The following is a 15526-nucleotide window of genomic DNA, read 5'->3' on the forward strand; positions in this document are numbered from 1 at the left end:
AACGGCACTCTTAACTAAACTGCCCAAGAATATTCTTGGGCAGTTTTTCGATTTCACTTTTAAGTCCAACTTCTATATACAAAGGTAACGTGTATGGTAGGCCCATGCACAGGCTTATCGTATAATAAGTATAACGTTTATGAATATTGACGCCATAAAGGAGAGGTTCACCTATGTTGATCAGACTAAACTGGATCACACTGCGGGTACGCGATCTGGAAGCATCGCTCTGCTTCTACCACGACATGCTCGGGCTGCCGATTCAGCGCAGATTCGAAAGCCGTGGACGGCAGATTGCCATGCTGGGCCCAGAAAATGAAACGAAGCTGGAACTGATTGAGGGCAGCGAAACCACTCTCAAGCCAGAGGCCGGCGTTTCAATTGGCTATGAGGTAAGGTCACTGGACGAAGCCATGGAGCAGCTCGCTACATTAGGCATCCCGATTGCACGAGGCCCCGTCCAGCCCAATCCGCATCTGCGGTTTATTTACATTACCGACCCAGATGGCTTCGAAGTGCAGTTGGCCGAACATGCATGATTAAGGCTCGAGCATGTGGGGAGCGGTTCCAAATAAGTGTACGTTTCAGGATGACTGACCTGTTGTGTGTGGAGTCAAACCTACACGTACACCCCACATAGTACGGCGTCAGCGTGCTGTTGTACAAGTTTACAGCTTCATCCGACGCATTAGCGGTACACCCATGCGATTCAAAAGCCGTTCAAGCAGCAGCCAGCACCAACGTCTGCTCATTGGCAGATGGCGCTCATACACAGCGGAATACTCGAAATTGGGCACAGCCCCACGGTTGCGCTTGAACTGCGCAGCACCAGCACTCTCATGCAACAGATGGCCGTTCTCACGGGCCTGTCTAATCAGGCAAGCTGACAGCATGCGGTACAGCCCGATGGATTGGGGTAGCGCCGTATCGTAACCGAACAACGGCGTTGTCATCACCCCATTTCGACAGAAGTATCCCATAACCGCATCTAAGCGTCCTTCCTTCCGCAGACCATACAGGGCCAGCGCTCCAGAAGCTTTTGCTGTGGCGATGAACTGTTCACTGAATTGCGGATTATCATAAGAGTATTTTTCAAGGTATAGCAGCTTGTACAGCTCCGCAATTCGTGGAATATCTTCCTCCGTCAGATTCGCTTCGGAAACGAATTCATATCCGTGCTTGGCCAATAATTCGTAATCCCGCTTCAGCAGCCAGCGCGACTTCGCATTACCAAAATTCGGATCATTCGGCTGGTACAAATAGATTTGACGGCTCGGAATCAGTTGACAACCTGCTTGCTTCAGCTCTTCCGTCAGATCAGAGTGAAGCCCGGGGCACAAGGAGCGAAATACGACGGCATGCTCAGGATAACGCTCCTTTACTGCTGCAAGCAGACAAACCGCCTGCTCTCCTGACATGGCTGGATACAGGTTTGTTGAGAACAGCCAGTTGTTGACATGTACAACCTTGTTTATTTGTGAATGCCGCATTCCCCACCCCACTACACTCAGCAGCGCGGAGAGCCCTTTTTCCAGTAATGGTTTCTGAAGCAGTATCAACTCCTGCTTGGCATACCGTACATAATGCGTATAAGGCGAACAAACGTAAGAATTTTCATACTCTGCCTCATTTACCGTCAACGGAAGCACAAGATCGTCGATCCGTGCGATAAGCAGGTTTGTGCTTACATTTATCATGAAGCCCCGCGTCCCTTGCAGCATCAGGGGTTCCAAATATGCTCTTGCATATCTGCCGTCCCCGGTGTTAGGCCAGTCCATATCTTCAAGCGAGTTCCGATCATAGAAGCGAACGCGACTACCGTAATTTTCATTCATCGATTCATCTGTCTGGTCGCATCTCGCCTGCTTTTGTTCCGTTATTCCAATCTTCACGTTCTGCTCCCCCACGAGATAATATTAGCGCTTCATTGATAAATATCGTTCTGCCTCCTTATGTAAGTAAAGAATCTCGTTCTCTCCAACGTTTTTATGTATTCCTATTCCTCCCATTATAGTGGGCCTGGATGAACATCCACAATGATTTCGTTGTTAACAGCCAGAGATAGATCATCCCATCCAAAAAAAACAACCAAGCCTGCCCCACATCATGGTTGGAGACAGGCTCAGTAACTGAACTTCGAATATAAATTGGTGTAATCAGATGACTCCGATGCAGTAATCCAGCTTCGGCCCTGCTTTATTTTACAACGTATCAGTTGTAGAACGTATCTCGTTCTTGTCCGATACCAAATCGCTCAGGTCCACAATCAGTTGCTCTAATTCTCCGAAGCTGTCCACCATCTTCTGGGTCAGATTGCGCTGTTCTTCCATACTGGCAAGAATTTCTTCCGTTGCAGCACTCGATTGCTGGGTCACACTTGAAATTTCCGAAACCTCATTAACCACTTTTGTAGAAGATTCTCTCATGGTGACTGAACTGCTCTCGATATCTGCGGCCTGATTCAATACTTGCTGCGAATTGCTGTTGATCATACGGAAAACCTCTTCTGCCGTTTCAACACTGTCTTTCCCTGCTTGCAAAGCGAGGCGAATGCGTTCGAATCGATCCGTCAACGCCTGAGTCTGTCCTCTCAAACGGAACAAAATGACTGCAATATCATTAGCCGATTGACCGGAGTGTTCCGCCAGCTTGCGAACTTCTTCCGATACGACTGCAAACCCACGTCCATGCTCTCCTGCACGGGCTGCTTCAATCGCTGCATTAAGCGCAAGCAGATTCGTCTGATTTGCAATATCCGAGATGCTGTTCAGCATTAGAGACATGGACTCACTTTCCTCGTTAAACTTGCTCATATCGCTGGCTGTGGTATCAATCGTTTCATACAGCTCCTGCATCTGGACATTCAGTTGCTCCATCTGTGTACTGCCTGTTTCCGTGCTCGTTGCCATGCTCGCAGACAGTTCTTTCATCTGATGCGAGTAGGAAGCTACATCGCGTATATGCTGATCCGACAAGGACAAGGACTCTGAAATTTCAGCCACACTGGTGGCCTGGAATTCGACCCCTTTGGCCACCTCGCTGAATCCAAGCGTCACTTCATGGGTAATGGAGCCGGTGTCGGTTACTTTTTGCTTCAGTTGGTCCGTATAACGAGATAGCCCCTCTACAGATTCTTTGACCCTTACAAGCATGGTTTCCACTCTCATTTTGGAATGCTCCACCTCTTGCCAACGGGCTTCGCTATCCCAAAAGAGTCTTTGATTTAACTGGGAAACCATCATCAGAATAGCTCCGGTAAGTGCAAACAATCCTACATCAACAATATGGCCAATAAATTCCTCGGAGCTCTTTGTCTCCACCAGAACAACCTGAAGAATACTAATGGCAAGCAGAACGAGAAATCCGGTTGTGAACAGTTTCTTGTCAGGATAGAGCAATAACACTGAAGTGATAACCAGACTTAAAGTGATGTTAACACTTCCCCAGCCTGCATAAACTCCACAGACCGTAATCAGGAGCGTACAAAGCCACGGGATCACATGGATATATTTCTTTTTGATGTTTGCGTAGGTTACCCAACCCGCGAATAAAATAGCTACCCCATTCGAAACGAGCAGCTTGGGTTCCAGAAAGGCCATACCAAAACCGATGGCAACAATAACCCACAGGATGATACAGATCAGCTTGTTCCTTTTCCAGATGATTTCATCATAACGATTCATGAATTTCCCGTCCTTTTTATCAATTAAATACCATGGCGAAACATTTTCTGTACTATCTTTTATCAGTCTATGGTCCTTGCTTATGAACGAATCGCAAAATCCTAGGGCTTTGTTATAGTACATTAGGTCTTCATAAACATGAAAACACACTTAATGTATATCGGATTTTTATTGTAAATTTTTAATATATGAAGGAATATAATATGTACTAGTATTTCAGGGATTTTATTTGGTTTTCTCCATAGTAAAAACATAGTAAAAACCCGCATCAGGGATACGGGCTTTTACATGCTAATCTATTCAATCCACATCATCATTGGGGGCCATGACTTCTAATCTGTTATTCCAGAAGGAGATCAGCTACCTTTCATTTCCCGAACACAAGTGTGTTGTTAGACGAACCTGCATACTTGGTGACAAACTCGCGGGCATAACTGGCTGTCTGCACTTCATAGCTGTAGTTGGAGCTTGGTCTCCAGTTCGTTTTTGGAGAAGACGGACTGCTTAACGCAGGTGTACTGCCTGTATCCGTAAATTCCCCGTTTCCTTTATCATCCAGAATACCGCCTTTTTCAGCACCAGCACCGAAATAATTGTTTTCGGAATAAATACGAGCTTTCTCTCCAATGGTGATCGCCTGGTTAAAGTTGTTGGCGTAATTGTTTTTGATATGGAAATAACCGTATCTCATGAGACCAGGACCACGTACATACAGATTTTCAAAATAATTATTAGCCATAGTTACATGAGGTACACCATTATAGCTGCTGTTTCCATCATTCGGATATCCGAGAATAATTCCGTATTTGTGGTTTGCAAATTTGGAATTGCTGATCGTAATATAATCTGCGCGATCCCCAATGTACAGCAGCTTGTCCAGATCACTGCCGCTCGAGCTGTAGCTATGGCCGGAGAACGTCACGTGATCGATCCAGTAGTTGGAGCCTGAAGTAATATACATCTGGATATCGTCGTTAGCATTAATATTGGAAGCGTGTTCAAAAGTCAGGTTCTGAAAAATAACATTGCTTGAGCTGGACGTCGATCTGAAATGAATGTTTGTCAGCGTGTGTTTATCAAAGGAACCGACCAACGATTTGTTCGATCCAAATTCGACTTTTTGCAACGTAGAAGAAGAAATATTTTGTTCAATAACTACAATCTTGGCAGTTGAGCCTGCCATATGCGTTCGCAAATCATTCAGATTGCTGACGTAGACAACCTGACCGTTCTTGCCACCTGTCGTGGCTGATTTAGATACACCACTCTCATTTTTGGCGTTACCGGCAAAACCCGTTAAACCATTCGTGCCTGTGTTGGGATAACTGGCCGCACCATATGTAGCGGGTGCCGTAGAGACCGTGGAGACTGTCAACAATAACAGTGTTACAGCAAGTAAAAGAATCGAAAATTTCTTCAAAATTTCACCATCCTTTATAATTTTATCCTGCAAGACAAGTAGATTATATCGTGTAACATCGGATGTGACAATACAAAAATTGCAATTTAACCATTATTTTTATTTTTTTGCAACAGCAGTCCCCGTATAAGAAAAATGAAAGGACGACACAAAGTCATCTGCAAAAACCATGAATTTGTATCGCCCTTCTTCTGAATCCTATTTGATTCTCAGTTCCAGCATATGTTTCTCGGCTTCCTGCCAATCATCGTAAACTTTGCCGGGTTCACCGCGAAGTTTTAATACCAGAGATTGTGGGCCATCCAGCAGATTACTACTAAAGGAATAGATCATCCCATCTTCCGTCCCATTACCTGATACACCGGACAATTTGGTCTTCTGCCCGTCCTTGGTCGTGGATACAATCTCGATAGGGTTAACCACATCACTGACGGAGAGTTTAGTTTTATAATCAATTTTTTGATTAGGTTCATAGATAAATCTTACCCGTGTCATAAGTGGTGATACCTCTGCTTCAGATAACAATACCTCATGACCCCCAATCGTAAATAACTGATTAAGTTTGATCTTTTCTGTCTTGGGTACCGAAAATTTAGGGTCCAGATCGAAGCTCACTTCCATCGGTTTCGAGAATTGGTATTTGGGATCTTTTTTAACCTTATTCGTGTCAGCCAACAGATCAGGAACTACAGATGAAATGCGAAAATCGAACTTCACTTGATCAGGAAGCGGTGTATTCCCATCCATTTCAACGGTGCTGCGTCCGTAAAGTGTATACTTTCCATTTGGGGTGTACAGGCTGCTTATACCGCTATAGCCAAGCGATTGGTTCGTCATGCCATTGACCACATTCGTTTTGGGAACTGAATATATCTCCTGGGAAGCATCCGTCTGGGCTGTGTACAATACGATCATCTTGTTTTCATCCGCCATCACTGCATTGACGGTTAACTGATATATTCCTGATTTCACAGAACGATTCACGAGCTGTACATAACCATTGTTAATTGCGGATGAAATCGTGTTTCCGTCTACCTCTTTTCCAGCCAACTCCCGAAAAGGTTCAAGAACTCCCCAATTCTGTGCGGGCTGGCTGTACATTGCCTGTTGTGGTGTAGAAGCGCCAAGTGGACCCATCAGCAGCCAACCGGCTGCCAGAGCTGTTACGAGCACCGCCGTAATCCACTTTAATTGCACATGACCTGTCATTCGCCGAGTTCTTGCCTTTGCCAGACCTCGCTGAATGGCAAAGGCCGTGTCCGCCGGATTCAATTGCTGTCTCTCCAGCTTAGCCTGGGAAGCATCTGCGAAAAGTGCCTGTTCCTCCGGACTAGTTGTCATGCCAATCCCCCCTGTTCTTCATCTGTTTCCGTAACAGTTCCAACCCTTTATGCTGCCAGGTCTTGATGGTGCCCTCCGGTTTGCCAAGAATGGAGGCAATCTCAATCGACGTCATGTCATTATAGTATTTCAGCAGTAATACATGGCGGTATTTAGGTTTGATTTTCTCAAGCATGGTCCACATCGCAAGTCTGTTGTCGCTGCATTCTGCACTGCCAGACTCGGATATCGCCTCTTCCAACCCTTCGCTTGGCAGTGGTGTGGCCCGTTTGCGACGTCTTTGTTCATCAATGCACACGTAGATCAGAATACGAATAATCCACGATTTGAACGCCTTCTCATTTTTCAGAGAGCGACGCTTGATCCAGGCCCGGCATGTCATCTCCTGTACGGCTTCGAGCGCATCATGACGATTACGCAAGTAACTGTAGGCAATGGAGATCAGCGTGTCCTGATGCTCCATGATGGATTGGACAAATGCCGTCTCGTCTTCGCTCTGTACAAACAGCATCTTTTTCATCTCGGCTTTGGTTTCCACCCCGCAATCCCCTCCTTCTCTCTTTCTGTGGTTTAAGACGGATGAACAAGCCAAACCGTTTTTTATTTATTTTCCATCACAAAAAAGCCCCGCCTAATCCTGAGGAGGAAGCTCTTGTATGGATTTCCGCATCATTATTTAAAGTTCAAACCATTCCAGCTCAGTGTCTTCCTGATTCGCAGCTGCTTCCATCTGCCTTAGCCAGTTTGCTGCGATGTCACCCCAAGTATGGAACAGACAATAGATGTACAACTCTCCCTCCACAATCTCATCCATTCCCGATGCCACTTCAATCGAGACTTGTAGAGCTTCAGGCCAGGACGAATCCTCCTGTAGCAACGCAAACCCATCTTCATAATGCTCCAGCTTATACAAGTCGGAGAAGGTTAAGGAGTCCGCCAGTCGCTTCACAATCCGAGGTAAAATGACAGGATTTGTTGTTCTGATGCCATATTCCCGGCCCATCAGGGTACCTCCTTCCATCTAAAAGTTAGCTAAAAACCACTAATCTTCCTCATTCAAGTCATTGATCGAGCGGTCCAGCCACAATTCATACCAGTCCAGAAAACCCAGCCGCTCCGTGTTGCCCATATAATGATCCGGATAAATCCCATTACTGTTCGCTCGATCATCGGTCCAGATCTCTCCGTAGGACAATCCCTTCACAATCAGATTAAGTGACACGCCACATCCAAAATCGCTGATTCGCAGCATCCCTGCCGACCATTTCGGATCATAATACTCATGTTCAAGCGCTGCCCACTCGTCCTCTTCCTTGCTGTCGTCGTACCAGTCAACATCCCAATTCCAGGATTCCACATGTGGGAACGGCTCGGAAATCGCATTCAACTCATCCTCATAATCCATCACCAAATATATGCCGTTTTCAGGCTTTTCCAGCCCATAATAGGGACCTGTTCCACCACTGCCAACCCCAAGCAGAAAAGCTTGATACTCTTCAGGCAGCTCTATCTTCCATTTCTGTTCAAATGCCTTAATCTCATCCAATGTCCATACCGGAGCCATATCATATTGATGATTCTCTGCCCCAAACAGATTCCGCTCCGGGTCCAGAGTCTGGAGTTTGTTCAACTTTCCCTGTATGCGTTCCAACTGGGCCTTGTACATTTCCATTTCCATATGCCTCCTTCCATTGCGTACCCATAATATTAGATCCGGATCAAGTCATTCAAACTATTTTCGCTTTGCAGACTGGGTGTGATGTTAATCGAAATTTGGTTGTCTTCCTTCGTTACCGTACATGCATAATTTCCAGGTTTCAACTGGAGCAATACACCGCCACATGACTCATCCGGCTCCAACTCACCCCCAGTTACATCATCGGCAGCTCCCAGATACACGTTACCGGAAGGGACACGTAAATGGTATACCTGTGCAGTCTCCAGTTCCTTCCCCGCATCATCCAGACTCCATGTCACCTCATACTGTCCATCTTCACCCAGGTTCAGAAACAAACAGTTGCCTGCATTTACCTCAGTCAGTTCATCCTCTGCAATAGACCACCAGTCCGGTGTATCTTCAACACGATGTTTTAGCGCCGCCAGATCATACAGGCACAATGCTGCCGTATCCGTGAAGAACTGAAATTTCCCGTTCATTCTATATCTCACTTCCTTATTCAAAATAAACAGCTTGACCTTAGGTCAGACCTAAGGTTTATAGTGAACCTATTCCATCAAATCAGACAGGAGTGAGCACGATGAACAACTACATCACAATTCGCGAACTATCCAAATTAATGCATGTTTCAGTCCATCAAATTCGATATTTCGAGGAAAAAAAGATACTTTTCCCAGCTTATGTGGATACCAACCACTACCGTATGTATGGAATGGATGAGATCTACCAGCTTTCTCACATCCTTTTATTGCGTAAGCTGAATGTCCCTGTTCAGCAAATCAAAGAGTGCCTGCTCTCCTATTCCGCAGATGACTATTACGGATTATTAACCGATTCGCTTCAAGATGTACAATCACAGATTGATTCGTTGATCCATATGAAGCAATTTATTCAGAGCATATTGCAGGAGCAGCAGGAATGGATCAGCCAATCACAGCAGGATCAGCGTATACCCATATATGTGATGAAGGAAATTCCCGTTCGGCACTTCACCACTTGGATCACCATCCAACCAAACGAATCTTTGCATGCCCGTGCATTGTATCAGCATCGTACGGAACAACCTGCATTATTTGAAACTGATTTTCACTACCTGTATAGCTCAGATCAGGTTGCTGTCTGTGTACCGTCTTCTAATGCTATCAGCGATTCTTTTGTGGAAAAAGGTTTGTATCTAACCAGATCCTTCACAGTGACATCCGAAGAAAATATTGCCCAGGAAATTCATCACCTTAACGAACACGCATTTCAAGCTGCTTATGTGCTGGTAGACCCAATAATTTTAATTGAAAAGTCCTATCTCTCCATGTTAGGAACTGATCAATTACACTATGAGATCCAGGCCAGAATTGAGGTCACTCACCCTGAAGTGAAAGAAAGGAACCAATCATGAACCTCACGACTCCGATTCAAATTGTTGACTATGATGATCACAATCAACATCAACTGGCTGTCCGAACGTTAATAGTCCATTCTTTTGCAGCCAAGTTTGAGGCTCTTGTGCCGCTCGCCCCAACAGAGATAGTTGACTTGCTTGGCGCTATATGGGTTGAGCAGGGAAACTCACTATCCAGTAGGCAGTTCATTGCTATGGATGGAAATCAGGTTGTGGGGGTTCTATACCTGAAATGGTACCTCAAAAAAAAACTACATATAAAAAAAGAGATCCACCAAATTCCATTCCGTAAGCTTTGCAAGCAATACGGACTACGCAATGTCTTCACATTTATGGTCGGGATGATTGCCTTGGACTATAAGCCGGGTCCACAGGAATGTTACATTGAGCATCTGGCTGTAGCCACAAGTCACCGAAAGCGTGGAATTGCCAGACAGCTGCTGATTACAGCTCAAAAATTCGCAAAACAACGTCTTCATTGTGAATATACATCTTTGCATGTATCCAGCAAAAACACGCCAGCCATTCATCTTTATAATCAAATGAACTTCAGAGGGAAATCATCACATACCAGCCCTTTCAGAAAATTCCTGTTCCGTGAACCCGAATGGATTTTCATGATCAGCCCTATCTCAGACATCGAGGAGGTATTCCATTGTTCAAACATTTATCCCCTAGATTAAGATTATTCACACTCCCACTTTTCAGATGGCTGATCACTGCGCTGATCATCATTCTGTTCATTGTGTCTTGGGTGCTCGTTCAGAACACATTCAACATGAAAGAAACACGCATCTCCATTCCAACCGCACATGGACAATTAACGGGTATACTCGCACTGCCCAAACATCATTCAGATAAGGTTGGCCTTGTCGTTTTTGTACATGGAGATGGTCCAATTAATGCCAGTTATGACGGTGGATACCGACCTTTGTGGGAAAAGCTTGCCATGGCGGGATATGCCTCCCTCTCGTTGGATAAACCTGGTATTGGTGGTTCCTCGGGGAACTGGCTTGACCAAACCATGGAGGATCGTGCACAGGATGTCTTAACCGCCCTTGAATGGGCCAGAAAAGAAGCCTCTATTGATCAAGATCGAATTGGTTTGTGGGGTGCCAGCCAGGCTGGATGGGTCATTCCATACGTCGTGAAACAAGATGCGGGTATTGCATTTAGCATTTTGGTTTCCCCCGCCATCAACTGGATTACACAGGGCAGATACAACACCCGGCAAGAAATGCTCCAGGAAGGATATACCAGGGAAGAGATCACTGCAAGACAGCTCTATAATGACCAGGTTCTGCAGCTGATTCGAAACAAGGCCACCTATGATGAATACCTGCACATGGCTAATAAGGAGCAGCTCATTTCCAAGGAGCGCTGGACGTTTATCGTCAACAATGTGGAATCGGATGCCACAGATGGGCTAGCTTCGTTTCATAGCCCTGTTCATCTTGTGCTTGGAGGTAGAGATATAAATGTCGATGTTCAAGAGACAGAACGTGTGTATCGTCAGATGATTCCACAGTCACTGCTCAGTGTAACCAAACTACCGGATGCAGATCATTCGATGCTGCCCTCTTCACTGGTGCATTCTACGTTCAAAACCTATGCAACCGCCTTGTTCTCTCCACGAAAGCTTATGGACGCACACTATTTGGACGATATCGTTCAATTTTTGAACTCTATTAGGGATAAATCTTAAGATTGATTACATTCATTGTATAAGCCACTCCAGCCGACGGATCAGGTCGTTGTCCAGTTCAGGTCGACACCATTCCAAATATTGATGAAGGCGCTCCAGCTGTACAATGGTCAATCTAATGCCATAACTGCGATTTGGGAATTCAACCCAGTTGTGTAATTGACGAAGAAGCGTGTGCTTCACCCATTCAGGTTGGGCTGTTGGTAGCAGTCGAAGTAGGAGACCGAGTTGAGTCCATCTATCCATAACAGAAATGATACGTAGCACATTTCGGATTACATGAGGCTTGGCAGCTTTATCCCCCAACAGCTCTGCGACTTCATCTGGAGGAATGAGATGAGGATGACGCCTCAATGCTCGGCAGGCTTCACGCGAAATACCTGGTTGAGGATCTTGCAGCATATTTATAAAATAAGGACCGTAGGAAGAAGGGTTTAGCCGCGTCAGTCCTCTTATGACAGCCTTCCTTACCGCAACTACTGAGTGCTGCGCATAATCAAACACAACCTCAGCGTCTGCCTTTTCCCCTGTCTCTCCAAGACCGGCAATAGCAGCAGCGAGGTGGCCTCGCTCCTCACTCCAGATCATATCAAGGTACCACTCCGCATAACTCCCCTTCATCCATTGCTTCCCGTGCCTTCGAGCTGTATCCCTTACCGAGAGGTCCGGGTCCAACAGCCGATCAGCTATAATCTCTTTCGCATCCTCAGGAAACATGGTAGCCAAAGACGCCAGACTTTCCCGGCGGATTGAAGGTATACTGTCCTGTTGCATGCGAAGAAGCGCTTCTTTCAGATTCTGTCCTGACAATATACCATCCACCTGCCACGCCGCCCACCTACGGATGGATGGATCGTCGTCACGCAGTGCCTGCTCTATAATCATGCCGTTATCTGTTCCATTTTCTTCAATCGAGATGCGAAACGCCAGGCGACGAATATAGGCATCCGGTGATACCCTTGCCGAATGAATGACATACCTGCATTCCTTTTGACGCAGCAAGTTATGAATAGATTCAATCCACTCCTCGAACAAATCCCGGCCACAGATTCGAAGTCGTTCCACCAATATGATATTTTCCATCCATAGCTTAGCATATTCGGGCTTGCGCTTGCGCTCGAGTGCCAATTTGGCCAAATCACGGATTTCGGGCACCCAATCATTTAAACGAAGCAGCAAATAAGGAAAGGTATACGGTTGATCGTTCTCGATCATTTTTCGAACCGCTGCCTCTCTAATGTATCCACTCCAATGCATCGTCAACACAGAAAGTCGGGTAGCACTCGCTAGATCCATGGTACGCATTTCTCGTTCGACAGACTTCTTCCATTCCAGTGGAGAAGGACGCCATTCCCTTACATGTTCATTCAACCAAACCAGTTCCGTAAGAGGACACACTGCAAGCAAAGTGGCGACCGCCTGCTCCGCTGCTTGAATAATGGCTGAATGACGATTATCCATCATCCGTATTATGGCCGGAATTGCTGCATAGACCCTGGACATGCCCACTTCACGCAGTTGTTCAACTGTTTGTTGAACATTTCCGGTTCCCAATCGATTAATTTTTTCCTGAAATTCCGAAGAAAATTGACGCAACCTAATCCGCTCCTTCCCATTCTGATCCAGGTGAAAAATCAGAACCATATCCAACCATTATATCAAGCCCGGCACACTGGTTAAAGGCATTCAAGAGCTAACTAGGTTCATGTTATATATGTGAAAACTGAAGGTGTTAGAAAACAGCTTAATCTCTTCATTTTTTTAGCAAAAATGACGATATAATCATAACTGACTTTTTTTGATTTTGTGGAGGAAACCATGGCTATCAACCTTAGAAGAGAACCTTTTCGCTATACTTTAAAAGAACCAATAACGTTTGAAATTTTTATACTCAGCATTAACGGCGCCTCTGCACCACCCAAACCCATTCAAGCGGAATTATGCGATATCAGCCGATCCGGCTGTCAGCTTTCTTTCCCGTTAAATCTGCATGTGGAGTCCAATAACATCCGAATCGGCATGAACTTGCTGCTTTTTGAAGACCCCTTGTATTTGGAAGGAACGCTGCGTTGGGGCAAAGAAGAGAATAACCAATGGCACTACGGGGTACAGCTGGAGATCCAGCAAGGCAATCATGAGCGTTTATCCAGAGAAATGAGAATGCTTGCGGGGCAAGGCAAAATTATGGTGAAGTAACCGGGAGAGCTACCAACCCAACAAAAAAACAGCCCGATGTACCGGACTGTTCCAATATTTTAGATATTCAGGCTGCTTTGGTAGCAGTAGTTGTATTAGTTGTATTGTCCATTTTGGACCAATCCACTGTGATTTCGAGCAAAAGTGACACCACAACTCCAATGACGAGTCCATTGCTAATGATCGGAATGAGATACATGGGCAGAGCATGAAACGCTTCAGCAGGGATGTTCATTACAGCAACACCTGTAAGAACCGGAAGTGCCACACGATAGATGGTTTTGGAATTAAAGGTGGTGCCTTCGAGTGTTCTTAGGGCTGTACCAAACATTTGCAAATAGGCTACAAATAGCACGGCACTCCCTACACTTGGAGGGATTTGTGCGAAAAAGGCTGTCACGGAAGGTGTAAGTCCCAACATACATAACATGCCTGCTCCAACAACAAACGCAGCCCGTTTCAGAATACGGGTGCTCTCCAGGAATCCGATTGAAGAAGCAAATAATCCGAACGGCAGCACACCTACACATGCAGATAACATGGTGAACAATCCTGTGAGCATGTACGATCGTTTATATTGTTGGCTGGTCGTTTGTACTTCATATATTTTTTCGACGGAGCTTAACGTGGTGATGGAGTTCGTCATATTCACCAGCCCGACAAAAAAAGCTGTGATAACAATACCCGGCTCCCACTTCGGCGTCCCCCACGGAAACCAGGAAAACAGGTTTAAATCCTGTTGACCGGATGCTCCTGCATGTTGTCCAGGAAACACAAAACTATAGGCAATCCACCCCGTCACGATGCCAATCAGGATGGAGTAGTTGCCGAGCTTGCCTTTTCCCTTAAGCTGGATTAAGGCTACAAGAAACGCTATAGCAACGGACAACGCCGCTACAGGCAGGTTGAATGTGCCAAACTCGGTGTATCCAATCATGCCTTTGAAGAAATTCATGGTCAATTGAATCGTCATCAGGAATAACATCGCACTCTTGACCATTGGTGTGAACAGCTTCTGAAGCACATGCGCAGCTCCAAGTCCGCCAAGGATCATCATTGTCAGACCCGCTAACAGAAAACCTGCAGCCAATCCTCCCCCGATACGTTCCAAACTCATGCCTGCTGATGAAGCCGAGGCCGTTAAGCTTAGTGTCAGTCCCCACCATAATCCTGAGGGACCATCCATCACGGCATAACGATGTCCAAAGAACGCCTGTAATATACACACAGCCCCAGTAAGCAAAAAGGCATGCTGCATCGACGCAGCAATGGCCTCCGGTGAAAGCTGAAAATTATGTCCGATGGATAACGGCACTACCACAGTGTTGGTAAACAGGAAGAAGAACCACTGAATGCCTGCCAATGCAAGCGATGACGCACCCTTTATATTATTTTGCAAAGATTGCTCTTGATGTCTGTTCATGATTGGGTTAACATTCGCTCCATTTCTATATAATGATGCCTCCGGGCATGCGCAAGTGCTGTAACTCCGTCCCGGTCCGCAATAGAAGGATCGGCACCATATTGCAAAAGCAATGCTACGATCTGCTGATGGCGAGTGCCGCCATCCCCCAGAATGACCGCTTCCAGCAAAGCTGTCCAGCCCAGATTGTTGATATGGTTCACATCCACATCCGTGTCTTTCAGAAGGATCTCCACAATATCGACATGACCTCGATCTGAAGCAGGAATCAGAGCTGTGCCACCAAAGCGATTCGTAATCCGGGTATCAGCACCTGCTTTTATAGCCAGTTCAACCATTTCACGCAAACCTTCCGCACTGGCATACAGCAGCATGTTGTCCAGTCGTTGATCCTGGATGTTCACATCCGCTCCCGCTTCAATAAGTGTACTTGCCGTCTCTGGCTTGTTGCCATATACCGCGGCCATCAGAGGTGTCCGTCCTCGCGCATCCCGGTCATTCACTCTGGTTCCTTGTGCGATAAACCGCAGCACATCATCCGTATGTCCAGCTTCAGCAGCTGCATGTATTGTTTTCAGCATCGCACCTTCACCCTCCAATTCTTCGTCATCCTCACGGCATATATTCGATACATCATAATCTACATGTGTGATTTGAAGTGTTTAAACCTTATGTATGTTAACA

16 protein-coding genes are annotated in these 15526 nt (G+C 45.9%); 5 read left to right on the forward strand and 11 right to left on the reverse strand.

Features of this window, described 5'->3' with window-relative positions; all coding sequences use genetic code 11:
* Nucleotides 1-173: 173 nt before the first annotated feature.
* Nucleotides 174-539: a VOC family protein gene (locus tag BMY78_RS23120; RefSeq protein WP_090903737.1), complete on the forward strand. Its 366-nt coding sequence runs from the start codon at nucleotides 174-176 to the stop codon at nucleotides 537-539.
* 129 nt (nucleotides 540-668) lie between these two features.
* On the opposite strand, the gene BMY78_RS23125 is transcribed toward BMY78_RS23120, so the two are convergent.
* The 8 genes from BMY78_RS23125 to BMY78_RS23160 all read right to left on the reverse strand — a co-directional run bounded on the left by BMY78_RS23125 (nucleotide 669) and on the right by BMY78_RS23160 (nucleotide 8601).
* Entirely contained in the window at nucleotides 669-1892 is a 1224-nt protein-coding gene (locus BMY78_RS23125; RefSeq protein ID WP_306459237.1) for a GNAT family N-acetyltransferase, read from the reverse strand.
* 309 nt (nucleotides 1893-2201) lie between these two features.
* Nucleotides 2202-3683, reverse strand: coding sequence for a methyl-accepting chemotaxis protein (locus BMY78_RS23130; RefSeq protein WP_177185848.1), 1482 nt, complete (start codon nucleotides 3681-3683; stop codon nucleotides 2202-2204).
* A 367-nt stretch (nucleotides 3684-4050) separates the two neighbouring features.
* On the reverse strand, nucleotides 4051-5103 hold the full coding sequence (locus tag BMY78_RS23135) for a pectate lyase family protein (protein ID WP_090903739.1): 1053 nt from the start codon (nucleotides 5101-5103) through the stop codon (nucleotides 4051-4053).
* Between the two features lie 198 nt (nucleotides 5104-5301).
* On the reverse strand, nucleotides 5302-6444 hold the full coding sequence (locus BMY78_RS23140) for a DUF4179 domain-containing protein (protein ID WP_090903740.1): 1143 nt from the start codon (nucleotides 6442-6444) through the stop codon (nucleotides 5302-5304).
* Nucleotides 6434-6982: an RNA polymerase sigma factor gene (locus BMY78_RS23145; RefSeq protein WP_244192776.1), complete on the reverse strand. Its 549-nt coding sequence runs from the start codon at nucleotides 6980-6982 to the stop codon at nucleotides 6434-6436. Before BMY78_RS23145 ends, BMY78_RS23140 begins: the two co-directional genes overlap by 11 nt.
* Nucleotides 6983-7120: 138 nt before the next feature.
* Entirely contained in the window at nucleotides 7121-7447 is a 327-nt protein-coding gene (locus tag BMY78_RS23150) for a hypothetical protein (protein ID WP_090903741.1), read from the reverse strand.
* Nucleotides 7448-7486: 39 nt separating this feature from the next.
* Nucleotides 7487-8116 (reverse strand): SMI1/KNR4 family protein, encoded by a 630-nt coding sequence (locus tag BMY78_RS23155; protein WP_256222330.1) that lies wholly within the window; start codon nucleotides 8114-8116, stop codon nucleotides 7487-7489.
* A 35-nt stretch (nucleotides 8117-8151) separates the two neighbouring features.
* The gene (locus BMY78_RS23160; RefSeq protein ID WP_090903742.1) at nucleotides 8152-8601 is read right to left on the reverse strand and encodes a DUF6386 family protein; all 450 of its coding nucleotides are present in this window, start codon (nucleotides 8599-8601) and stop codon (nucleotides 8152-8154) included.
* 101 nt (nucleotides 8602-8702) lie between these two features.
* Here BMY78_RS23160 and BMY78_RS23165 point away from each other — a divergent pair, with 101 nt between their 5' ends.
* The 3 genes from BMY78_RS23165 to BMY78_RS23175 are packed head-to-tail and all read left to right on the forward strand — an operon-like array spanning nucleotide 8703 to nucleotide 11223.
* The gene (locus BMY78_RS23165) at nucleotides 8703-9515 is read left to right on the forward strand and encodes a MerR family transcriptional regulator (protein WP_090903743.1); all 813 of its coding nucleotides are present in this window, start codon (nucleotides 8703-8705) and stop codon (nucleotides 9513-9515) included.
* Nucleotides 9512-10201, forward strand: a complete 690-nt coding sequence (locus BMY78_RS23170; protein WP_090903744.1) for a GNAT family N-acetyltransferase — start codon at nucleotides 9512-9514, stop codon at nucleotides 10199-10201. Before BMY78_RS23165 ends, BMY78_RS23170 begins: the two co-directional genes overlap by 4 nt.
* Nucleotides 10174-11223 (forward strand): alpha/beta hydrolase family protein, encoded by a 1050-nt coding sequence (locus tag BMY78_RS23175; RefSeq protein ID WP_256222331.1) that lies wholly within the window; start codon nucleotides 10174-10176, stop codon nucleotides 11221-11223. The genes BMY78_RS23170 and BMY78_RS23175 overlap by 28 nt, the downstream gene beginning before the upstream one ends.
* Nucleotides 11224-11235: 12 nt before the next feature.
* Here BMY78_RS23175 and BMY78_RS23180 read toward each other — a convergent pair whose 3' ends face one another.
* Nucleotides 11236-12819 (reverse strand): HEAT repeat domain-containing protein, encoded by a 1584-nt coding sequence (locus BMY78_RS23180; protein ID WP_090903746.1) that lies wholly within the window; start codon nucleotides 12817-12819, stop codon nucleotides 11236-11238.
* Nucleotides 12820-13041: 222 nt separating this feature from the next.
* On the opposite strand from BMY78_RS23180, the gene BMY78_RS23185 reads away from it, so the two are divergent.
* Nucleotides 13042-13419: a PilZ domain-containing protein gene (locus tag BMY78_RS23185; protein WP_090903747.1), complete on the forward strand. Its 378-nt coding sequence runs from the start codon at nucleotides 13042-13044 to the stop codon at nucleotides 13417-13419.
* 67 nt (nucleotides 13420-13486) lie between these two features.
* Here the strand turns inward: BMY78_RS23185 and BMY78_RS23190 are convergent, their stop codons facing one another.
* Together BMY78_RS23190 and BMY78_RS23195 are read right to left on the reverse strand one after the other, a co-directional pair.
* A complete protein-coding gene (locus BMY78_RS23190; RefSeq protein WP_090903748.1) occupies nucleotides 13487-14842 on the reverse strand; it encodes a uracil/xanthine transporter in 1356 nt (451 codons plus the stop codon).
* The gene (locus BMY78_RS23195; RefSeq protein ID WP_090904004.1) at nucleotides 14839-15423 is read right to left on the reverse strand and encodes an ankyrin repeat domain-containing protein; all 585 of its coding nucleotides are present in this window, start codon (nucleotides 15421-15423) and stop codon (nucleotides 14839-14841) included. The genes BMY78_RS23190 and BMY78_RS23195 overlap by 4 nt, the downstream gene beginning before the upstream one ends.
* Nucleotides 15424-15526: the final 103 nt, after the last annotated feature.

The organism is Paenibacillus sp. OK076, from assembly GCF_900110055.1.
In the GTDB taxonomy this organism is placed as follows: Bacteria; Bacillota; Bacilli; order Paenibacillales; family Paenibacillaceae; genus Paenibacillus.